The organism is Herbiconiux moechotypicola (assembly GCF_024979255.1).
Classification (GTDB): domain Bacteria; phylum Actinomycetota; class Actinomycetes; order Actinomycetales; family Microbacteriaceae; genus Herbiconiux; species Herbiconiux moechotypicola.
Window position 1 is genome coordinate 1 of record NZ_JANLCN010000006.1, and the last position, 20,754, is coordinate 20,754.

Annotated in this window: 23 protein-coding genes; 9 read left to right on the forward strand and 14 right to left on the reverse strand. The window is 70.6% G+C overall.

The window, feature by feature from the left end:
* Positions 1–6: 6 nt before the first annotated feature.
* Positions 7–315 (reverse strand): hypothetical protein, encoded by a 309-nt coding sequence (locus tag N1031_RS10665; protein WP_259479620.1) that lies wholly within the window; start codon positions 313–315, stop codon positions 7–9.
* An 89-nt stretch (positions 316–404) separates the two neighbouring features.
* Between N1031_RS10665 and N1031_RS10670 the strand changes: the two genes are divergently transcribed.
* A complete protein-coding gene (locus tag N1031_RS10670) occupies positions 405–1,115 on the forward strand; it encodes a hypothetical protein (protein ID WP_259479621.1) in 711 nt (236 codons plus the stop codon).
* Positions 1,116–1,166: 51 nt separating this feature from the next.
* On the opposite strand, the gene N1031_RS10675 is transcribed toward N1031_RS10670, so the two are convergent.
* Positions 1,167–1,619: an Lrp/AsnC family transcriptional regulator gene (locus N1031_RS10675; protein WP_259479622.1), complete on the reverse strand. Its 453-nt coding sequence runs from the start codon at positions 1,617–1,619 to the stop codon at positions 1,167–1,169.
* Positions 1,620–1,708: 89 nt separating this feature from the next.
* On the opposite strand from N1031_RS10675, the gene N1031_RS10680 reads away from it, so the two are divergent.
* Together N1031_RS10680 and panB are read left to right on the forward strand one after the other, a co-directional pair.
* Positions 1,709–2,329 carry a LysE family translocator gene (locus N1031_RS10680; RefSeq protein WP_259479623.1) on the forward strand — a complete coding sequence of 207 codons (621 nt, stop codon included), beginning with the start codon at positions 1,709–1,711 and terminating at the stop codon, positions 2,327–2,329.
* Between the two features lie 51 nt (positions 2,330–2,380).
* Entirely contained in the window at positions 2,381–3,232 is an 852-nt protein-coding gene (panB, locus tag N1031_RS10685; RefSeq protein ID WP_259479624.1) for a 3-methyl-2-oxobutanoate hydroxymethyltransferase, read from the forward strand.
* A 278-nt stretch (positions 3,233–3,510) separates the two neighbouring features.
* Here the strand turns inward: panB and N1031_RS10690 are convergent, their stop codons facing one another.
* Both N1031_RS10690 and N1031_RS10695 read right to left on the reverse strand, forming a co-directional pair.
* The gene (locus N1031_RS10690; RefSeq protein ID WP_259479625.1) at positions 3,511–3,840 is read right to left on the reverse strand and encodes a hypothetical protein; all 330 of its coding nucleotides are present in this window, start codon (positions 3,838–3,840) and stop codon (positions 3,511–3,513) included.
* A gap of 14 nt (positions 3,841–3,854) precedes the next feature.
* Complete coding sequence (locus N1031_RS10695) at positions 3,855–4,013, reverse strand: hypothetical protein (RefSeq protein ID WP_259479626.1); 159 nt, start codon at positions 4,011–4,013, stop codon at positions 3,855–3,857.
* 87 nt (positions 4,014–4,100) lie between these two features.
* On the opposite strand from N1031_RS10695, the gene N1031_RS10700 reads away from it, so the two are divergent.
* A complete protein-coding gene (locus N1031_RS10700) occupies positions 4,101–4,367 on the forward strand; it encodes a DUF7218 family protein (RefSeq protein ID WP_259479627.1) in 267 nt (88 codons plus the stop codon).
* Between the two features lie 14 nt (positions 4,368–4,381).
* Here the strand turns inward: N1031_RS10700 and N1031_RS10705 are convergent, their stop codons facing one another.
* From N1031_RS10705 to N1031_RS10720, 4 genes are read right to left on the reverse strand one after another with little or no spacing between them, the layout of a single operon-like run.
* Positions 4,382–6,223 (reverse strand): glycoside hydrolase family 15 protein, encoded by a 1,842-nt coding sequence (locus tag N1031_RS10705; RefSeq protein WP_259479628.1) that lies wholly within the window; start codon positions 6,221–6,223, stop codon positions 4,382–4,384.
* Positions 6,210–7,010 carry an SDR family NAD(P)-dependent oxidoreductase gene (locus N1031_RS10710; protein ID WP_259479629.1) on the reverse strand — a complete coding sequence of 267 codons (801 nt, stop codon included), beginning with the start codon at positions 7,008–7,010 and terminating at the stop codon, positions 6,210–6,212. Before N1031_RS10710 ends, N1031_RS10705 begins: the two co-directional genes overlap by 14 nt.
* A gap of 41 nt (positions 7,011–7,051) precedes the next feature.
* Positions 7,052–7,930, reverse strand: coding sequence for an SMP-30/gluconolactonase/LRE family protein (locus tag N1031_RS10715; RefSeq protein WP_259479876.1), 879 nt, complete (start codon positions 7,928–7,930; stop codon positions 7,052–7,054).
* Positions 7,931–7,943: 13 nt separating this feature from the next.
* Complete coding sequence (locus N1031_RS10720) at positions 7,944–8,834, reverse strand: SDR family oxidoreductase (protein ID WP_310795683.1); 891 nt, start codon at positions 8,832–8,834, stop codon at positions 7,944–7,946.
* Between the two features lie 106 nt (positions 8,835–8,940).
* On the opposite strand from N1031_RS10720, the gene N1031_RS10725 reads away from it, so the two are divergent.
* Positions 8,941–9,483 (forward strand): Dps family protein, encoded by a 543-nt coding sequence (locus N1031_RS10725; RefSeq protein WP_259479630.1) that lies wholly within the window; start codon positions 8,941–8,943, stop codon positions 9,481–9,483.
* Between the two features lie 5 nt (positions 9,484–9,488).
* Here the strand turns inward: N1031_RS10725 and N1031_RS10730 are convergent, their stop codons facing one another.
* The 4 genes from N1031_RS10730 to N1031_RS10745 form a co-directional block, all read right to left on the reverse strand.
* Positions 9,489–10,259 carry a glycosyltransferase family 2 protein gene (locus tag N1031_RS10730; protein WP_259479631.1) on the reverse strand — a complete coding sequence of 257 codons (771 nt, stop codon included), beginning with the start codon at positions 10,257–10,259 and terminating at the stop codon, positions 9,489–9,491.
* Positions 10,256–11,689: a bifunctional PIG-L family deacetylase/class I SAM-dependent methyltransferase gene (locus N1031_RS10735; protein ID WP_259479632.1), complete on the reverse strand. Its 1,434-nt coding sequence runs from the start codon at positions 11,687–11,689 to the stop codon at positions 10,256–10,258. The genes N1031_RS10730 and N1031_RS10735 overlap by 4 nt, the downstream gene beginning before the upstream one ends.
* On the reverse strand, positions 11,683–12,702 hold the full coding sequence (locus N1031_RS10740) for an acyl-CoA dehydrogenase family protein (RefSeq protein WP_259479633.1): 1,020 nt from the start codon (positions 12,700–12,702) through the stop codon (positions 11,683–11,685). The genes N1031_RS10735 and N1031_RS10740 overlap by 7 nt, the downstream gene beginning before the upstream one ends.
* Before the next feature lie 236 nt (positions 12,703–12,938).
* Positions 12,939–13,472 (reverse strand): hypothetical protein, encoded by a 534-nt coding sequence (locus tag N1031_RS10745; RefSeq protein WP_259479634.1) that lies wholly within the window; start codon positions 13,470–13,472, stop codon positions 12,939–12,941.
* A 90-nt stretch (positions 13,473–13,562) separates the two neighbouring features.
* Between N1031_RS10745 and N1031_RS10750 the strand changes: the two genes are divergently transcribed.
* Positions 13,563–14,966, forward strand: a complete 1,404-nt coding sequence (locus N1031_RS10750; protein WP_259479635.1) for an ATP-binding protein — start codon at positions 13,563–13,565, stop codon at positions 14,964–14,966.
* Positions 14,967–15,089: 123 nt separating this feature from the next.
* Entirely contained in the window at positions 15,090–15,443 is a 354-nt protein-coding gene (locus tag N1031_RS10755; protein ID WP_259479636.1) for a hypothetical protein, read from the forward strand.
* A gap of 51 nt (positions 15,444–15,494) precedes the next feature.
* Here the strand turns inward: N1031_RS10755 and N1031_RS10760 are convergent, their stop codons facing one another.
* Together N1031_RS10760 and N1031_RS10765 are read right to left on the reverse strand one after the other, a co-directional pair.
* Entirely contained in the window at positions 15,495–16,091 is a 597-nt protein-coding gene (locus N1031_RS10760) for a flavin reductase family protein (RefSeq protein WP_259479637.1), read from the reverse strand.
* 64 nt (positions 16,092–16,155) lie between these two features.
* Entirely contained in the window at positions 16,156–18,471 is a 2,316-nt protein-coding gene (locus N1031_RS10765) for an Ig-like domain-containing protein (protein WP_259479638.1), read from the reverse strand.
* A gap of 264 nt (positions 18,472–18,735) precedes the next feature.
* Between N1031_RS10765 and N1031_RS10770 the strand changes: the two genes are divergently transcribed.
* Positions 18,736–19,458 (forward strand): TetR/AcrR family transcriptional regulator, encoded by a 723-nt coding sequence (locus tag N1031_RS10770; RefSeq protein WP_259479639.1) that lies wholly within the window; start codon positions 18,736–18,738, stop codon positions 19,456–19,458.
* A complete protein-coding gene (locus tag N1031_RS10775; protein ID WP_259479640.1) occupies positions 19,455–20,753 on the forward strand; it encodes an MFS transporter in 1,299 nt (432 codons plus the stop codon). The genes N1031_RS10770 and N1031_RS10775 overlap by 4 nt, the downstream gene beginning before the upstream one ends.
* Position 20,754 lies beyond the last annotated feature (1 nt).

Here is a 20,754-nt window from a genome sequence, read left to right on the forward strand (position 1 = left end):
GCATAATCAGAACAGCTGACCCGCACGGTGTCGAGAAACTCCACCACACAGCGGGACGTCACCCTCGCGTCTAGACCAGTAGGCGGCGGCCGCCGCAGCTAAGGACCTCTCCGTGGTCACGTAGACCAGCCTGTCCGAGGTGGTGATGCGCCGAAATCCTGCTCTTTCTGAATCGCCCTTCATGCTCCTGACACCCGACTCGGCTGGTGGAAGGAGCATGTCTCCCACAGCCAGGCCGGGAATTCCGCCGTGGTAGAGGCGTGTCTTTGCGGCGCGAACGTTCTCGTTCAAGGTGCGTAGGGCTTCGGAGTCCACGCATTCACGCTATCGGTCGCGCGGCGATGACTGCCGATGTCGGATGCCACCGGTATGGTCCGATCACGATCGAGTGAGAGACGGTATTCATGTTTGCTGACGAGTATGCGTATCCTGTGGCCGTTTCGCAGGTGGGGGCGTCGGATTCGAGAGAAGCGCAGAGTGCCCGCGCGATCACCTGGCTGCTGGAACAGCCAGGTGGCCCTGTGGTGGTTGTGACGCCGCAGAAGCAATTCGATTGCGACTCGCTTCGTCGCTTAGTCATGCTGCCGGGCACGCGTCATCTCACCTGGAAGGGCTTGTCGGTCGGATCTTTCGCTGGCCGTCGCGTGATTCACGCGTGGCCGAGCCGGAAGCACTTGAATGAAATGTGGGGTGTACAGGCTGATGCTGTCGTGGTGATCGAGTGGGGTTTTGAGGAGAGCGCCGAGTGGGTGGAGGATGCCAGACCGGTACGGCTGCTTCCGGGGCAGACCATCGCGCGTGCAACTGCTCCGGTCGAGACTGCTCTTGTGGATTCGCTGCCGGCAGACGTGGAGCAGATCCTGGAAAGCATCGCCCGATGGGCGGCGGGCTATGACTCGGGACTGAAATGGAACGAGGAGGACAAACTCAAGGCCGACATGATGAATTGCCCCGAGCGATGGGTGCCGGTGACAGTGGAGCAGGTGCGAACGAAGTGTCGGGAGCTCAAGATGCGTCCTGACGATGTCGACACGGTTGCAGGGTTCTTGGAGCGTCGAAAGCAAGGGCGCCGCTTCAACGTGCGTGGTAGCTATCGCGACTTCCGGTTCTCCTGAGAAACGGTAGATCTGTGGGCGTAACTATCCCCGCCATCACGACGATCCAGGTCATAGGGGGAGTGGGCGGTCGTCGACGATGCTCTTCATCACGAGGGTGGAGGTGAGGCGCTGTACGCCGGGTAGGGCGGAGAGTGAGTCGTCGTAGAGGCGCTGGAACGCGTCTAGGTCGCGGGTGATCACCCGCAGGAGATAGTCGGGGTCGCCGAACAGTCGCTGGGCGTGGATGACGTGCGGGATGTCGGTCACAGCGGCCTCGAAGTGGTTGAGCACCTCGCGGCCGCCCTCGCGCATCGTGACGAAGAGGAGGGCTTCGAAGCCCAGACCGAGGGCCTCGGCGTCGAGGTGGGCGCGGTACCCGGCGATGACGCCGGAGCGTTCGAGTTCGCGGAGTCGGCGGTGAGCGGGCGAGAGGCTGAGGTTGACACGATCCGCCAGTTCGGTGATGGTCAGGCGAGCATCCTGCTGCAGCTCAGTGAGGATCTTGCGGTCAATCGCGTCCATGAGGTGGATTCTCCCTCAATGACCGCCCAGGCCGCAAAAATCAGCAAGCGTCTTCCGGGCCGGCCCGCCTAATCTCCTAGGCGGAGGTGGTGAGCGTGGCATTCGGGTCGGTCGTGGCGTTCTGGGGGATCTCGCTCCTCTTCGTCATCACTCCGGGCGCGGACTGGGCCTACGAGATCACGGCGGGGCTGCGGAACCGGGTGCTTCCGGCGACGGCCGGCCTACTGCTCGGGCACGTCGTGGCGACGCTCGTCGTCGCGGCCGGGGTCGGGACGCTCGTCGCCGGCTTGCCCGTGGTGCTGACGGTGCTCACGGTGGCGGGGGCCCTCTACCTGGTGTGGTTGGGAGTGACGACGTTCGTTCGGCCCGCGGTGCCGCACGTGGCATCCGGACAGGTCGATGGGGCGTGGTGGCGGTGGATGCTGAAGGGGTTCGGGGTGAGCGGGCTGAACCCGAAGGTGTTCCTTCTGTTCCTCGCTCTGTTGCCGCAGTTCACCCAGTCGGGCGCGGACTGGCCGCTGGCGGCTCAGATCGTCGTGCTCGGTTTCGTGCATGTGGCGAGCTGCGCCGTCGTCTACACGGCCGTCGGGCTCGGGGCGCGCGCCGTGCTCGGCACGAGACCTGCCGCAGCTCGGATCGTGAGTCGCGTGTCGGGGGCGGCGATGGTGGCGATCGGTGTGTTCCTGATCGTCGAACGCCTGCTGCTGTGATCGTCCTATGGTGGAGCGCGGTCACGCGCCCGACAGCGAAGAGAGAGTTCCATGAGTGAGCAACCCGCCCCCTACGGCGGCACCCCCGCAGTCGAAGCCGATGAGTCCCGTGAGCGGGTGCGGATCGGCCACCTGCGCGAGATGAAGCAGCGGGGCGAGAAGTGGGCGATGCTGACCGCCTACGACATGTACACCGCGGCCACCTTCGACCAGGCGGGCATCCCGGTGCTGCTGATCGGAGACTCCGCGTCGAACAACGTCTACGGCAACGAGACCTCCCTGCCGGTCACGGTCGACGAGCTGATCCCGCTCGTGCGCGCGGTCTCGCGGTCGGCCCGGCGCGCACTGATCCTCGCCGATCTGCCGTTCGGCTCGTATCAGACCTCAGCCGAGCAGGCTTTCACCACCGCGGCGCGGTTCATGAAGGAGGGCGGGGCGCACGCGGTGAAGCTCGAGGGCGGTCTCGAGATGCTGCCCCAGGTGGAGACGCTGACCCGGAGCGGCATCCCCGTCATGGCACACATCGGCTTCACCCCGCAGGCCGAGCACGCCCTCGGCGGGTACCGGGTGCAAGGCCGCGGCGAGGAGGCGCAGCGCCTTGTCGACACCGCGATCGCGTTCGAGCGGGCCGGGGCGTTCGGCATCCTGATCGAGATGGTGCCGGGGGAGGTCGCCGCCCGAATCACCGAAGCGGTCGGCATCCCCACGGTGGGGATCGGCGCCGGGAATGGCTGCGACGCTCAGGTGCTCGTGTGGCAGGACATGGCAGGCCTCCGCACCGGTAGGCTGCCCCGCTTCGTGAAGCAGTACGCCGACGTTCACGGGGTACTGCACCGAGCGGCCCTCGACTTCGCCGCCGACGTCGAAGCCGGCACTTTCCCCGGCCCCGAGCACACCTTCTGATGGCCAACAATGCTCGGCCCGTCGGGTTCACCTGGCTCGGGGTTATAGGGCAGAAGATGGCCGTAGGCAGTTCTCCCGGACGCGTGTCGCACCCACCGTTTACCCACAAGTGGAGCGATTGAGACATGATCGAGCAGGGTCGCCATGATCCAAGAAGCGCTAGATTCCGGGCTTCCTAGGCCTATTCCCACACCTCGCAGGCGAGGCATTCGGCTTCGAGTCCCAGTGGGGGTACGCCGTCGGCGGCCGCTGGAGCCTGCCTGACGCGCGGCCGCCGCTCAGACGTCGAAGAAGTCGTCGAACGAATCGTCCAACGCGGTGGGGCGCACGACCCGGTCGGCGGTGTGCGCCTCCATCTGCGATCGGAGACGGTCTGCGGCGACGCTGAAGTCCGGACCGTCGCCATCGAAGTCGATCGGAATCGAGAGCACGTCGTTTCCGACACCGATGACGAGCTCTGCGTCGCGCACCTCGCCCTCGAGGAGGATCGGGATGGACACTGCCTCCGCCAGCCCTTTCCTCGCCAGACACGCGGTCAACTCCACGAGAGCCGACCCGACATCGTCCGTGGTCAGCACGGAGTCACCGGCGTACGTGATCTGCTTCATGATCCACCCGGCACTCAGACGTTGCGCCGGATGAAGCGGAGCAACGCCAGGATGATCGCCACGACGACGATGACGATTCCGATCCACAGAAGGAACTTGGCGGCCTCGACGAAGAATCCGACGAACAGGAGCACGAGGCCGATGACGAACACGAGGACAGCTGCAGCGATCATGACCCCACCCTCCTCCCGTGCACCGATCCGCGCTGGGGGGTTGGACAATCGGGCGAGGCGCGGTAGGGAGTGGATGAGGAGGTCATCATGCCCAGACGAGGAACGAACAGCCTGAAAGACCCCGAACTCTACGAGCGCCTGCGAGACGAGGGCGACTCGAAGGAGAAGGCGGCACGCATCTCGAACGCCGCGGCCGCGCAGGGTCGCGAGTCCGTCGGCCGGCGAGGGGGAGAGTCGGGTTCGTACGACGACTGGACGGTCGCCGAGCTGCGGGCCCGGGCGAAGGAACTCGGTCTGTCGGGATACTCGGGCAAGCGCAAGAGCGAGCTGATCTCGATGCTGCGGAATCACTGAACCGGCGACCGCCGTCACTCCAGGGCGACGGCGGCGTTGATGAGTGCGAGGTGGCTGAGGCCCTGCGGGAGGTTGCCGAAGAAGCGGTGGGTGCCGGGGTCGATCATTTCGGCGAACAGCCCCACGTCGTTGGCTTCTGCGACCAGCGCCGACATGCGGGCGGTGGCGTCGTCGCGTTCGCCGAGCGTGGCGAGTGCCTGGACGAGCCAGAACCCGCACGCCACGAAAGCGGCCTCCTCACGATCGACGCCGGTGTAGCGGTAGAGGTGCGGGCCGGTGCCGAGTTCGGAGCGGATGCGCTCCACTGTCCCGCGCATCCGCTCGGGCGGTCCGAACGGTGCGGAGGCGTGCAACAGGATCGATGCGTCGAGCGCCGTGGACCCCTTCGACATCACGTAGGCCTGCCGCTTCTCCGACCACCCGTGTTTCGCGATCCAGTCGGCCAGCAGGCCGCGGTTCTTCTTCCACAGCGCCAGTGAGTCGGGATGCGGGCGCAGCTCACCGAGGTCGACGAGGCGCAGAGCGTCGTCGAGCGCTCGCCAGCAGCCGATCTTGCTGGAGACGTAGTGGCGCTTCTTCGGGAGCTCCCACATCCCGGAGTCCTTCTCCGGCCACCGTCGGCAGGCGCTGTTCGCGAACTCTTCGAGCAGATCGGCGGTGCTGCCGTCGAGGATGTTCCCCGCCTCGACGTAGAGCCGCATGATGCCGACGACGTCGGCGTAGACACCGAGCTGGAGTTGGCCGGCAGCCTGATTGCCGCTGTCGACCGGGCCGATCCCGTTCCACCCCTCTGCGGCGGTGCGACGCACCGGATCGGGGGTCGCGCCGTCGAGGGTGTAGAAGATGCCGAGCTCGCCGTCGTGCCGCTTGAGGGTCTTCAGCGCCCAGGACACGGCGGCGTGGGTCTCTTCGCGCAGCCCGAAGCGGGTGAGTGCGCCGACGGTGTAGGCGAGGTCGCGCACCCAGGCATAGCGGTAGTCGTAGTTCTTGGTACCCCGCTCGTTCTCGGGCAGCCCGGTGGTGGCGGCCGCCGCGATGGCGCCGGTCGGGGAGTGGATGAGGAGCTTGAGCGCGAGCGCGCTGCGCTGCACGGCCTCCGGCCAGGGGCCGTCGTACGAGAACTCGCGCGACCATGTCGCCCAGTTCTCGATCGACCGGTCGACCCCCTGATCGACGATGCGGGGATCGGGCAGGTGGATGGGCTCGTCGTCGGTGCCGCAGAGCGCGATCAGGTGGCGGGAGCCGGGAGAGGTGCGGAAGGCGCCCTCGAAGCGGGCCGGGGCACCGCTCGCGCCGGGCAGGCCGCGCGAGGCGGCGGAGGCGGATGCGGGGTCGTGCGGATCGGTGCGGCCGTGCTCGAAGCCGACCAGCACGAGGTCGACCGTGCCGGCGCGCAGCAGCGGGCCGTGCACGGTATCGATCCGCTGCACCGGATCGCCGGTGAACGCCGACCCGGGCTCGACGCTCCAGGTGAACTCGATCGAGCCGGCGACCCCGTCGATGCGGCGGGCGAGTTCGGCCCAGGGCAGGCGGCCGGCGACGCCGGTGACCAGCGCATCCGTCACCACCGCCTCCGCCCCGTCGAGGGTGCGGAAGGTGGTGCGCAGCACGTTCGTGCCCGGAACGTACTCGCGGCGCGACTCGAACTCGCCGACCGGTCGCAGCGCGAAGTGGCCGCCGTGTCGGGAGTCGATGAGCGCCGCGATCACCGGCGGGGTGTCGAGCGCGGGCAGCGGCAGCCAGTCGATCCGCCCGTCGGGCGCGATCGCGGCGACCGTGCGACCGTCGCCGATCACCGCGTAGTCGCGCAGCTCGGCGTAGCCGCCCGGGGTGCGGATGCGCTCAGATGGTCGCAACGGAACCGGAGTCGACGCGATAGTTGGACCCGTTGACGAACGAGGCCGCGTCGGAGCAGAGGAAGGCCACGACGTTCGCGACCTCGTCGGGCTCGCCGCGGCGTTTCAGCTCCATGTAGGGGCGTTCCTCGTCGAGGAACGACTCGATCGCCTCCTTCACCGGCACCCCGAGCTCGTCGCCGCGCTTGGCCATCATGGCATCGGTCATCGGGGTGTGGATGAAGGCGGGCGAGACCGCGTTCACCAGCAGACCCTCGAGCGCGTATGAGCGCGACAGCCCCTTGGCCAGCGCCAGGATGCCCGCCTTCGCAGCGCAGTACGGCAGCTCGTCGTCATAGGGTTGCACCGCATCCTCCGAAGCCAGATAGACCAGTCGGCCCCAGCCGCCTTTCCGGAGGTCGGGGAGGAACTCGCGGGTGAGCCGCACCGGGCCGATGAGGTCGGTCTCGATGGTCTTCGTCCACCCCTCGTCGCTGATCTCGTGGAACAGCCCCTGCGCGCCGGTGACGCCGGCGGCCTGCACCAGGATGTCGATCTCGCCCACCGCCTCGGCGACGCTCGCGTGCAGCGCGGCGAGCGAGTCGACGCTCGTGATGTCGGCGGCGAAGGCGTGCAGCCTGTTCTTCGGGGCGTCGAGCTCGGCCGCCGCCTTGTCGAGCTCGTCCTGGGCGCGGTCGGAGAGCACGACGGTCGCGCCCTCGGCGAGCAGCAGCCGGGCGGTGTGCCAGCCGATGCCGGAGTCTCCGCCGGTGATGAGGGCCTTCTTGCCGGTGATGCCGAGGTCCATGGTGATCCTTTCGAGAGGGAAGGGTGGGCGGGTTCGAATCGTCAGCCGAAGAGGTGCACGGGGTATCCGTGCACGCCCAGGCCGTCGAGGGCGAAGATGCCGCCGCTGTGCGGGTGCGCGACCAGGTCGGCTTCGGCGAGTTGTTCGCGAGCCGATCCGACGAACAGCGTGCCGAGGTCGTCGCCGCCGAAGGCGACGGAGGTGATGTTCGGGGCGGGCAGCTCGATCCGGTGCGTGACCGTTCCGTCGGCCGTGCGCCGCACGACCGCCCCGTCGCCGTAGAGGCCGCTCCAGAAGCCGCGGTCGGTGTCACGGGCCAGGCCGTCGGACGGGAGGCCGGTGAGGCACGGCTCGGGTGCACCCAGGGGCCCGTCCGGGTCGTATGCCGCGCGGTAGACGCATCCCACGGGTGTGTCGGTGAAGTAGAACCAGGCGCCGTCGTCGCTCCACTCGAAGCCGTTGGCGACGGAAAGACCGCCGAGCAGCGTCTCCAGACGCCCGTCGGGACGTACCCGGTAGAGGGCGCCATCCGGTGACTCGTCGCGGAGGTTCATCGAACCCACGACGAACGATCCGAAGGGGTCGCACTTGCCTTCGTTCAGCCGCAGCTCGCCGTGCCGGTGCGCGATCTCGGCGAGCGTGCGCGTGATGCGGCATTCGCCGTCGAGCAGCACCACCCGGTCGCCGAACGCGGCGACGAAGCCTCCGTCGCGCGTGGGCTGGAAGGAGGCCAGTGGCGGGCGCAGCTGCGCGCGGGCGTCGGCCGAACCGTCCGCCGGCCCATCGAGCGGGCCGGAGGTGAGCGTACCGGTCGAGATGTCGGTCCAGCGCATGCTGCGCCGGGCGGCGTCCCACCAGAGGCTCTCGACGAGGATGGCCTTCGCGTCGCGCCAGAGGGCGGGCGAGTGGTGTTCAGTGATCGTCGTCCGTCCCTCAGTGCGTGGGCATGCCGCCGGTGACCGCGATGGTCTCGCCGCTGATGTAACTGGCCTCCTGCGAGGCGAGCAGCACGAACGGCGGGGCGAGCTCGGCGGGCTGGCCGGGTCGGCCGAGCGGCGTCTGCTCGCCGAACGACTCGATCTTCTCGTTGGGGACGAAGGCGGGCTGCAACGGCGTCCAGACCGGGCCGGGCGCGACCCCGTTCACCCGGATGCCGCGCTCGGCGAGCTGCTGCGCCATCGCCCGGGTCCAGTTCGCGATCCCCGCCTTCGACACCGCGTACTCCGCCAGCTGAGGCGAGGGCAGGAATCCCTGGATGCTCGAGCAGGTGATGATGGAAGCCCCCGGCTTCAGATGCGGCGAGGCTGCCCTGGTGAGCCAGAACAGCGGGTAGATGTTCGCCTTCAGCACGTGGTCGAGCGACTCGGTCTCGAAGTCGTCGATGCTGTCGACGGTCGGCATGGTGCCGGCCACGATCGCGAGGATGTCGAGCCCGCCGAACGCGCCCACGGCGGCCTCGATCAGTTCGGCATTCGTCGACTCGTCTTGCAGGTCGCCCGGGAACAGGAGCGACTTCTGGCCCGCCTGCTCGACGAGCGCGGCGACCTCCTCGGCCTGCGCCTGCTCCTCCGGAAGATAGGAGAGCGCGACGTCGGCGCCCTCGCGCGCGTAGGCGATGGCCACGGCGCGACCGATGCCGGAGTCGGCTCCGGTGACGACGGCCTTGCGCCCGGCTAGGCGTCCGCTGCCGAGGTAGCTCTCCTCGCCGTGGTCGGGAGCAGGGTCCATCTCATGGATGTCGCCGGGGCCGTCCTGCTGCTGGGGCGGAAACGGCGGGCGCGGGTACTGGGTGGTCGGGTCCTGGGGGGTGTACATGGTCGACATGCCCAACACGGTAGGACGGCCCCGGATCTGCGGCACCCCCCTTCCCACACGCCGACAGGGGGCGTACTGTCCCCCGTGAATTCCGATCTCGACGAGAGGACACCTCATGACCACCACGCTCGATCGCCACGTCGAAGCCCCCGCCGACGCCGGCGCCCGCAAGACGCGCCGCCAGAACGCCGAGCGCGGCTTCGTCGCCCCCAAGGAGCTCACCGACGCGATGCAGCGCGTGCTCGTCGACCTGATCGAGCTGCACCTGCAGGGCAAGCAGGCGCACTGGAACGTCGTCGGCAAGAACTTCCGCGACCTGCACCTCCAGCTCGACGAGATCATCGACGCGGCCCGCGAGTTCAGCGATGTGGTCGCCGAACGTCTGCGCGCCCTGCACGCCACCGCCGACGGCCGCAGCGACACCGTCGCCGCCACGACCACCCTGCCCGAGTACCCGGGCGGCGAGATCGACACCGCCGAGACCGTCGACCTCATCACCGCGCGCCTCGAAGCCACCGTCGCGACCATGCGCGACGTGCACGACACCGTCGACGACGCCGACCCCACCAGCGCCGACATCCTCCACGGCATCATCGAGAAGCTGGAACAGTTCGCCTGGATGGTCTCCGCGGAGAACCGCACCCCCGCGAAGAAGTAGCTCGTTCAGGGGAGTGCACGGAGGTAGGCGGCGAACCCGTCGGGAGCGCGGCCGACACGGCGGGCCGAGGTCTCGACGACTCCGCTCTGGAGGTCGACGATGTGACCCGCCGCATCCGGCAGGAGATCGCCGAGGGCGAGAACCGCTCGGTAGAGACCGACGTCTTCGCTGGTGCGCAGGCGCGGGAACCCACCCGCCGAGAGGTAGGCGTCGGCGCGCACGCCCAGGTTGGCGCCGAACACGTGGCGCGCGTGGGGGTCGGCGTGGGCGCGGTGCCAGGCCTCGTGCGTCCCCGATCCGGGTGACGACTCATCCGCTGCGGGATGCACTCGGCCGAGGGCCAGCCAGGCACCGGATCGTGCGGCGGCGAGGTGCGTGAGGAGCCAGTCGCGCGGAACCCGGGAATCGGCGTCGGTGGTGCACAGCCAGTGTCGGTCGTGGCGCACGCCGCCGATGGTGGCCCCGGTGGCGCGACCGGGGGACGGAGAGGGCGGATCCCCCGGATCGAGCAGGCGCTCGACCCCGGCGCCACGGGCCATGCCCACGTTGCCGAAGGGCACCTCGATCCACTCGATCCCCGCGTCTCTGGCCGAGGCCGCGCGCGCGATGTCCGCTGATCCGTCGGAGCACCCGTCGAGAACGACCAGGACACGGCAGCCGACCGAGGGATGAGCGCTCAGCAGCTCGTCGCGCGCGGCGACGAGTGCGTCGATGCAGCCGGCCAGCAGATCCTCTTCGTCGCGTGCCGGCACGACGACGTCGATCCGCTCGATCACAGGATGCCCTCCCTGCGCGCGATCGAGACCGGCGCAGGGTGCACCCCGTCGCATCCGGGTGACGTGCGCGCGAACACCTCGAGCACGAAATCCTCTTCGAGGTGGTGCACGAGTGTCTGCAGGCCGGGACACGCGCGGAACGCCTCGTGCACGTGATCGCCGCTGAACGGGCGGCCGTCGACGGGGTGCCGCCAGTGGCAGCACACCACCGTGCTGCCCGGAGCCGACTCCAGGACGCGGTCGGCCAGGCGCTCGAGCTCGTGATCGTCGAGGTAATAGCCGACCTCCGAGACGACGATGAGGTCGAACGCGCCCTCCGGCCACTCCTCGGGCACGAACAGCCGATCGAAGGTGGCGTGCGAGAGATCCTTCAGGCGGTCACGGGCACGTTCCAGGGCGAGAGACGAGACATCGATCCCGACGAAGTCGTCGCAGCGCTCGGCCAGCGCGCGCGAGAGCACGCCCGTCGAGCACCCCACCTCGAGAACGCGCCCGAACCGGCGATCCGGCAGCGAAGCGAGCAGGATGTCACGCTTGCGCTGCTCGTACCAGCGCGTCTCGAAGCCCCAAGGGTCGTCACCGGTGTGCACGAGGTCGAATCGCTCGGCGGCCTCCTGCGCCCGCGATCGAGACGGCGGGAGCGCCGACGCGTCGACGAACAGCTCGTGATCGCGCTCGAAGTGCCGCAGCATCTCCGAGTTCAGCAGCACCTCGTCGCCTGCGGCGTCGCTGAGCGGCGCGATCTGGCTGAGGTGCATCCGGAGCGCCTTGACCTTCGCCTCGTGGGTGTCCGCATCCAGCACGAGGCTGGTCATCCCCTCCCACGGAACCCTCGGATCATCGGGATCGGCCCAGTGCCAGAGCCAGATCGGGTAGGCCAGGTGCCGCACACCACGGCCGGTCGCCACGCGAGCGGCGGCCTCCGCGGCGGCGGCGTGGTCGGGGTGGCCGTCGCCGGCCCAGGGCGACACGATCACGGCGTTCTCGTCGCCGGCCGACGCCGATGCGAGACGTGCATCGATCCGATCGACCAGCACGGCGAGCTGCGCGGGCTCCTTGAGACGGCCGTCGGGAACCCGGCAGAACTCGACCGAGGCCTCCGGAGCCAGTTCGGCCAGCGCCGCCACCGTCTCGATCTCGCGCAGCCGGGCGAGCTGCGCCGGGGTGTGGGTGGGGGAGTGCGGATGCGACGCCTCTCCGGAGGTGGCGACCACCACCGTCACGTCGTGCCCGGCTCGCGCGGCGTGCGCGATCAGCCCGCCCGCTCCCAGGGTCTCGTCGTCGGGATGTGCCGCGACCACCACCAGCCGCCCTCCGCCGGACAGCAGCCCATCGATGTCGAGGCGCGGCACAGCAGGCACGTGATCCGACAGGGCGCGCTCCCACGAGGCTTCCGGCGACCCTGCGTCGAGATGGGAGAACGTCACCACGTCGAGATCCGTTCGGCGAACCAGCCGTCGTCGAATCGCTCGTCCGCGAGGAGGCGGCCGGCGCGGGCCTCGTCGCGCTCGCCGTGGTCCTGCCTCAGGTAGAGGTCGAGATCGGCGACCCGGGCGGCGAATGCACGGTCGCGGGTGAGTGGCCCGGGGCCGAGCCCGTGCGCGGTTTCTCGCAGGACGGTCTCGCAGCTGCCGCGAACGACGCTTCGGGTGAGCTGCGCGAGCAGCGCCGCTCTCGCGGGGGTGAACGCGGCGGCGGTGCCGGCGCCATCGATCGCTCGGGCGGCCTCCGCCAGCGCGGAGCGCGCGGCGTGCAATGCGATCCCCGCGCGCCCCAGGTGCAGATCGGAGAGCGGATCGACGCTCGCGCCGTTCGACGCGGCGTGCAGGTGCCGAACGAGACCGACCGCTCCGCCGAACCAGCAGGCCGCCACACCGATGCCACCCGCGGCGAACCCCGGCCGGCGCAGGTACCACCCCGGCTCCCCGACGGGCACGGCAGGGCAGTCGTCGAACTCGGCCGGGCCGCTGGGAACGGTCGGGAATCCGCGCGCCACCCACAGGGAGGTGTCGACAGAGACTCCGGGATGCCGAAGGCTCACCGCGAACAGCCGCCGGCCGTCTTCGGTGTGCGCCGTGATTAGTGCGTGGGTGAGGGTGCCGGCGAGCGAGCACCACGGCTTCGTGCCGGAGAGAAGCCACGCGCCGTCCACCCACCCGGCGTCGAGACGTACGTCGGAGGACTCCGCCGCGAACACGCCCCAGGTGCTCCGTGGCGTCACACCGAGCGGCCCCAGATCGAGCGGTTCGCCGAGCTCCGCCAGGATGGCGAGGGCGTCCAGATGCGGTTCGGCGATCCTCGCGACCGTGACGTCGGCCGCCGCCAGGGTGGCGAGCACGTCCAGCCGTCGAGCGAAGGTCGCCGGTGCGAGCGCATCGCCGCGGTCCGCTCCGTCGGCGAGCCGCTCGGCCACATCGACCGCCAGGAGCAGCGCTGCGTCCACCGAGCCGCCCGCCTCTCCGGCGCGGTGCGCGAGGTCGACGACCCCGCCGTCTATGCGCCGCCTCCGGTCTCGGCGGGAGTCCGGTGTGCGCCGATCACCTCGTCTCGGTCTGAGTCGTTCGCCATCGGATTCCAATCCGTCGTTCCTGCACTGACCTCACTGTGCACCCGACCCCGACACGACGCCGTGGGGGTTGACATGCCGCGCTCTGCCAGGGAAGCACCCCGGCTTGCGTCTCAGTGCACCAGCGCCTTGAGGATGACGAAGACCAGACCGAAGGATGCGGTGGCGAGAGTGCCCAGGATCCGGATCACGAGAGGGCTTCGCCGACGGAGGAAGGCGACGTAGCCGAGGAACCCCAGAATGACGACACCCGACCAGAGAGCGACGTAGTTGGCGATCCCATCGGGAATGATTCGCGTGGTGCCGGCCAGGAGAATCAGCGCGGGCACCGCCGACGACGTGAGCAAGCCGAGCGACTCTCTCAGCGAGGCCCGGAATGCGGCCCGCAGGCCCATCCCCGACTCGCGGTGCTCATGATCTCCGAAACGTGCGAGGACTCCGGCGAAGACGTGGGCGCCCCAGAACACCACCACGGTGACGGCGACCGTGATCAGCACGGCGACCGAGGTCTCATCCTTGGTGGAGGCCACCGCGATGAGGCCGCTGACCAGGATGGTGCCGTACACGGCGGATTCGGTGCCGAAGCCGGGGCGCAGGGCGCGGTGGAATCGGAGGATGCCCTCCTGGGCGGGTGACGTCTCGCTCATCGCCTTCAGCATAGGAGCCGCGTGGGCGAGAACGCACCCTCGGTAGTCTTGTCGGCGTCGGCGCAGCCGATAGGAGACGAGGAGGTCAGAATGACCGGTGACGAGCCGAGCGCGTTCTCGCTCGACGGACGGCTGTTCCAGTTCGAGGCGCCGGTGCAGGCCGGTCTCGGGGCAGGCGCCCTGGTGCACCTGGTCGATCCGGAGCGCACCCAGGTGGCTCAGATCGAGGCCCTGAGCACCGTCGCGGGTGACCGCGTGTCCGGATCGGGGACGATCCTCGGGGTGCTCGTCACGTCGCACGAGCTCGACACCCGTCGCAGCCACCCCTTCTCCTGGGCTGCCGTCGCCGGCGCAACGCCGGACACCAGCGCTCTCGTGTACGGCGATTCCTCGACCGGCCTGCGGATGGGAACCCTCCTGGGCAACCCGTCGAGCGAAGCGCGCGTGCTCGCGCACCGCTTCAACCGGCACACCTTCTGGTGCGGCCAGAGCGGTTCCGGCAAGACCTACGCGCTCGGGGTGCTCCTAGAGCAGCTGCTCGTGCACACAGCGCTGCCCCTGCTGATCCTCGACCCGAACTCCGACTTCGTGCGCCTGCGCGAGCACCGCCCCGGCCAGGTCGACGAGGTGTCGGCGGCCGATCGGAACGCTCTGGCCGGCCGCGACATCCGGGTGCTGCGGCCGACCTCCGACGACGGCCCCGACGCGCTGCGGGTGCGGTTCGTGACGTTGCCGCTGACCGCGAAAGCCGCGGTGCTCCGGCTCGACCCGGTGGTCGACCGTGAAGAATACGGCGAGTTGATCAGAACCGACGTCAGCTCCGTGAGCCGCGAGTCCGCGAACATCCTCGAGCGTCTGCGCGAGCGCGGCACGTCAGCGGCGCACGCTCTCGCCGACCGCATCGAGAACCTCGGTGTGCTGGACTGGAGCGTCTGGTCGTACGGCCACGGGACGGTGACGGACATCGTCGACGAGCGCCCCGACGCCACCGTGCTCGACCTCGGCGGCTTCGACCACCCCGACGAGCACCTCGTGGTCGCCCTCGCCGTGCTCGACGACCTCTGGGCGAAGCGGGAACAGCGCCGGCCCCTCCTGATCGTCATCGACGAGGCCCACAACCTGTGCTCACCCGACACCCGCTCGCCGCTGCACGACGCGGTGCGTGAGCGCATCATCCAGATCGCCGCCGAGGGCCGCAAGTTCGGCCTCTGGCTGCTCCTGTCGACGCAGCGGCCCTCCAAGATCCACCCGAACGTCCTGAGCCAGTGCGACAATCTCGCCCTCCTGCGGATGAGCTCGCCCTCCGACCTCGCCGAGATCGGCGACGTCTTCGGCTTCGCGCCCGCGGCGATGCTCGCCCGCTCGCCCCGCTTCCGCCAGGGCGAGGCACTCTTCGCCGGCGGCTTCGTCGCCGCCCCGACACTGCTGCAGGTCGGCGACCGCCTCACGGTCGAGGGCGGCATCGACGTCCCCGTCCCCCGGCGCCCCACCTGACTCGATCCGCGACGGGATGCGCGCTATCCGCGCATCCCGGGTGCCGGATCGGCCGCGGCTGTGTAGGGTCTGTGTCACACCGGCGCGTGACGGGGCGCGCCGGCGGAAGGGCGTACCACTCCCATGACCACTTCACACACCACCACGGTCGGCCTCTTCGACGCCGACCCGGGGTCGCTCGCGGCCAAGTCGCGGGTGCTGCGGCAGGTGCCGGGAGTGGACCTGCGGATGGCGGCGGAGTCGCTGGGGCAGATGCTCACCGACCCGGCGTTCCCGCCGGAGGTCGTCATCCTCGAGCAGAGAGCGGGCGAGCGGGTCTCGATCAACTACAAGATCAGGGTCTGCCGACTCGCCGACTCGCGGGTGATCGTGGTCGACAGCGGGCGGGCGAACTCGCCGCTGGCCGCCGATGTGGGCTCGATGATGACCCCCGTGCACAGCTTCGACGAGGCGATCGAACTGCTCGCCGCCGGGTGAGTTCCGGATGCGCGCCGACAGCCCCGGCAGCCGGCACTGCGCCGGCCCCGCTCAGTCGATCTTCGAGTGGTCGCCCAACCGGTGCCAGGTGCGGTTGTGGTAGACCAGCGGCTCCGCGCTCGACGCGTCGGCCGAGGGGTCTCCCGCGGGCGGGGCGTGCGTCTCGAGGGCCTGCACCGCGACCACGGTTGAGCCGCCCGCCTCCATCTTGTTCACGACCCGTCCGCGGATCCACGCGTGCGCCGCCGGGAAGTACGGCTCGCCGGTGGGCAGCCGCCGCCAGATCGAGGTGTCGGCGAAGCGGTCGATCCCGCTGGTGGCACCGAGCTTCGCGATGGAGAGCTGGTCGGCGCCGAGCAGGTGCACCACCACGGTGTCGGCCTTGCGGATGGTGGGGGTGCTCGACGAGAGCTCCGACACCGAGAACACCAGCAGCGGCGGCGCGACGCTCACCGAGAACACCGAGGTCGCGGTGAGGGCCACGGGCCCGTCGCCGGCGTCGGCGGTGATGACGGCGACCCCCGCCGGGTGGTTGCGGAAGGCGGCCTTGAACTCGTCGGGCGTCACGGTGGGTGACGCCGTGTGGGCGAGCAGCTCGCCCGAGGGCTGGTCGTCGGAACGGTCGTCGGGTCGGGCGTTCGCGGTCATGTCTCCACCCTAACCGCGGCCCGAGCACCCCTGGCCGCTGCCGTAACAGAGACGTAACAGCGTCTCAGCCGGCCGACGGATCAGGGTCGTGCGGCCGGATGAACCTGCTCCACAGCCAGGTCGACACCGCCACCGCCGCGAAGCCGCCGGCGGTCACGAGCAACGGCAGCAGCACTCCCGACCCGGCCGCCTGCAGCAGGGCGGGAACGTAGAGCAACCCGAGCGCGGTGAACGCCGCGGATGCGGTGAGCAGCCAGGTGGCGGGCGACCAGTCGAGCAGGCGCCGGCCCGGCGAGTGGCCGATGGGCACGATGAGGAAGGCCGCCGCGCCGAGCGACCCGAGGGCCGCCACTGTGGCGAACTCGGTGAGCGCCGACAGCACGAGGCCACCGCCGTCCATCGACCCGAGACCGAGCGCCAGCAGCCAGGCGAGTGCCCCTGTCACCAGTAAGCAGAGCGACTGCACGACGGCGAGCAGCCCTCGCGCGGCACGGCCGGCCGTCTCGGCGAGGCCGAGCGCCGTGACCAGCCCGAACACGAGGGCCGGGTCGAGCTCGGCGAGCCGGGAGACGACGGCGCACACGGCGGTGACCACGAGCAGCCATGGCCGGATGCGCACCTCGGCGACGATGCCGAACACCCTCCGGGCCAGCAGCGCCGGCACGACCGCGCCCGCAACCCCCACGAGGGCGAGCGCGGCGAAGGCGGCGACCGCGAGCCGCAGGTAGGCGGGCTGACCGAACACCGGCCCGGAGAGCGTGACGATGGCGGCGGCTGCGGCCGTCGCGAGCGCCGCCCGGGCGAGGGGCCCGACGGTCACCTGCGGTGCCTGCTCGAACTCCACGGCGCTCCGGTTGCGCCCGGTGACTCGGGCGCCCCAGTGGCGCAGCGCGGTTCCGGATGCGGAGCCGCCGAAGGCCCCGACGGCGGCGGTGAGCAGGCGGCCGGGCAGTGCCACCAGCACGATGACGAGCGCGGCGACGGCCACCGCGGCGATCCAGAGCCCGTTGCCGGTGACCGAGAACACGGGTTCGAGCGCACCGGTGAAACGGGTGGCGTCGACCCACCCTCCCCCGGAGGAGCTGCCGCCATCACCGGAGCCCGATTCGGTGCCCGGCGTGGGCGAACCCGACCCGTCACCGGGTGTCGCCGGCGACGGGCCCGGCGCATCCGGGGCCGGGGCGGCCGGTGCTGAACCGTCGGCGGGACTGGTCGCCGAGGGATCGGGGCCTCGGGTCGCCGTGGGCGTGGGGGTGGGGGAGAGCGTGCCGCTCTGGAACTGCACCATGGTGGCCGCGGACTGCACGCTCACGTTGCCCGCCGCATCCTGTTGCAGCACCGCCAGCCGGTACCGCCCCGCGGTGACCGTGCCCGCCGTGCAGGCCCACGATCCGTCACCGGCCACGACGACGTCGCAGAGCACCTGCGCCCCGGCGAACACCGACACGGTCGCGCCGCTCTCGCCCGTGCCGGCGAACCGAGCGCCGCTCAACGGGAGGCGCGCCCCGCCCACGGGCGAACTGAGCCCGGGGGCCGCCGGCACCGTGGCGTCGACGGTGACGATCAGCGGCGCGCTCGAGGGCGAGGAGGCGCCGTCGCTGAACGAGGTGGACTGCGTGGCGGTCACGGCGTGCTCGCCGTCGGTGATGCCCTCGAGCGGGCAGGTCCAGGCACCGGTGGCGTCGGCGGTGGCGGTGCAGTCCGAGCCGGCGGTCGCGGCCGACACGGTGGCTCCGGGGTAGGCGGTGCCGCGCACCACGCCGTTCGTGAGCAGGCCGCGGGGCCCGCCGGTGACGACCGGGGCGGTGAGCACCCGTACGACCACCGTCGTCTCGATCGTGGAGTCGTCCGCCTGCTGCACGGCGCGGATCTGGGTGGACGGCGAGCTGGGGAGCCCGTCGATCGAGCAGCTCCACGTGCCCGACTCGCCGACCTCGACGATGCAGAACGGCTCGTCGCTGCCCTCGACGAGCACCTGCAGCGTGCTGCCGGGCTCGGCGCTGCCCTCCGCGATGACGGTGCCGGCGGTGAGCTCGCCGCCGGCGGGTGCGGTGATCACCGGTGGATCGGGGTCGGGTGCCGGCGGTTCGGTGGGGTCGGGGGTCGGCGACGGGTCGGGGGTCGGGGTCGCGGGCTCCGTCGGCGTGGGACTCGGCGCGAGGGTGGGGTCGCCCGGGCCGCCGGGCTCGCCGGGCTCGACCGGGTCGGCGGAGGGCTCCGGTGTAGGCGTGGCAGTGGGGGTGGTGGTGGGAGTGGGGGTGGCCTCGGTCGCCGCCACGGCGACGGATGCGCGCGCGGGCGCGAGCTGCGTCGCCAGCGGAGAGAGCGCCACGGCCAGCACCGCCAGCGCGACGGCCGCCGCTCGGGTCGTTCGCGCCACGCGGCCGTTCGGGGTCGTGGCGGGGGTGCGGGATCGGCTGTCCGCGCCGTCGCGTCTCCGCGACGACGCCCCATTCCACCCGTTGCGTAGACCCGTCACCTCACTCCATTCAGCACGAGGTCGGCCCGGATTCCAAGCCCGGAGCCGGTGTTTCGGGCGAATTCAGACCTTCGTGCTGGACGCGCGAGCGCCGGATCGGGCATACTGACGCAACTGGGTCATCTGACCCACTTCTGTCCACTCCGACGGAGAGCCGGGGGAGCGATGCCCAGGATGCCGGTCGCGGAGCGCCGCGCACAGCTGCTCCACGCCGCCTTCGTCGTGATCGCCCGCTCGGGGGTGGGCGGAGCGACCACGCGGGCCGTGGTCGACGAGGCGGGGATGAAGCTGGCGAGCTTCCACTACGCCTTCACCTCGCGCGAAGAGCTGCTCTCAGAGCTCGTCGAGGACGTGCTGCACGGCCAGGAGACCCTCCTCGACCTGCCGGCGCTCGACGCCCTCGACGGTCCCGACGATCTGGAGACGCTGCTCGCGGTCGGCCTCCTGGGGTACTTCGAGGGAGTGCGTGCCGATCCGCTGCGCGAGCGGGCGATGTTCGAGCTCACCCAGTACGCCATGCGCACGCCGGGACTCGAGCCGCTCGCCGCCCGCCAGTACGAGCGCTACCGCGCCCTGGCGAGGGCGGCGCTGGAGGAAGCGGCCCGCCGCGCCGGCCGTCGGTGGAGCCGCCCGGTCGACGAGATCGCCGGTCACCTCGTCGCCCTCACCGACGGCGCCACCCTCGCCTGGCTCGCCGACCCCGACGACACCCGCGCTCGCGCCACCCTCACCTTCGCCGCCCGATCGCTGGCCGCGCTCGCCGCTCCGTACTCTCCCTCCACCCCGGCCGCTCTCCCCGATGCCTCCGCCACCTTCACCTCCGCCGCCCTACCCTCCGCCGCCCCACCCACCCGATCCGGATCCACCGAGCAGAGGAGCCGCGCATGACCGCCGCCCCCGATCCGCACCACCCGAACTCCGCAGTCCCCGCACCGGCGGCACCCGCCGCCCTCGCCGAACCCCTCCGCCGGGTCGGCGGCGCCTGGATCGCCCTGTTCGGCACCGCCTGGCTCGGCATCTGGATGGCGCAGCTCACACCGGTGCAGCTCCTGCTTCCCCTGCAGATCGAGCAGCGTCTCACCTCCTCGCACTGGACCGACTCCGTCGTCGCCTTCGGCGTCATCTCCGCCATCTCGGGCGTCTTCGCCCTCATCGCGTTCCCCGTCACCGGCGCCCTCTCCGACCGCACCACCTCCCGCTTCGGCCGCCGCCGCCCCTGGATCGCCGCCGGCGCCCTCCTCTTCGCCGTCTCGCTGTTCGTGCTCGGGCTCCAGTCCGAACTCGTCGGCGTCGGCGTCTGGTGGACGCTCGCCATCCTCGGCTTCTGCGTGCTCTCCTCGGCGCTCACCGCCGCCATCTCCGACCAGGTGCCGGTCAACCAGCGCGGTCTCGCGTCGAGCTTCATCTCGGCCCCGCAGGCCGTGGGTCTCATCCTGGGCGTCCTGCTGGCCACCACGCTCTTCACCGGCCAGTTCCTCGGCTACACCTCCATGGCGGTGCTGCTGGTGGTGCTCGTCGCGCCGTTCTGCCTCTGGATGCCCGACGCCCGCCTCGATCCCGCCGACCGGCCGCCGCTCACCCTGCGCGCGCTCGTCGAGAGCATGTGGGTGAGCCCCCGCGAGCATCCGGACTTCGGCTTCACCCTCACCAGCCGCATCCTGGTGAACATCGGCAACGCCCTCGGCACCACGCTGCTGCTCTACTTCCTCATGTTCGGCCTGCACGACCCGAACGCCGAAGACGACCTGCTGCTGCTCATCGTCATCTACACCGTCTTCGTCGTGCTCTCCTCCATCGGCGCGGGCGCTCTCAGCGACCGGCTGGGGCGCCGCAAGCTGTTCGTGCTGCTCGCCTCGGTGCTCCAGGCGCTCGCGGCCCTGCTACTGGCCTTCGTGCCCGACCTCGGGGTCACCATGGTCGCCGCGGCACTCCTCGGCACCGGCTACGGGTGCTTCCTCTCGGTCGACCAGGCGCTCGCCACCCAGGTGCTGCCCGACCCGGCCTCCCGGGGCAAAGACCTCGGCATCATGAACATCGCCACCGCCGTGCCCCAGGCCATCGCGCCGCTGCTGGGCGCCGCGGTGGTCACCTGGCTGGGCGGCTTCCCCGCCCTGTTCCTGCTCTCGGCCCTGTTCGGCTTCGCCGGCGCGGCGGCCGTCTCGCGCGTGAGGAGTGTGCGGTGAC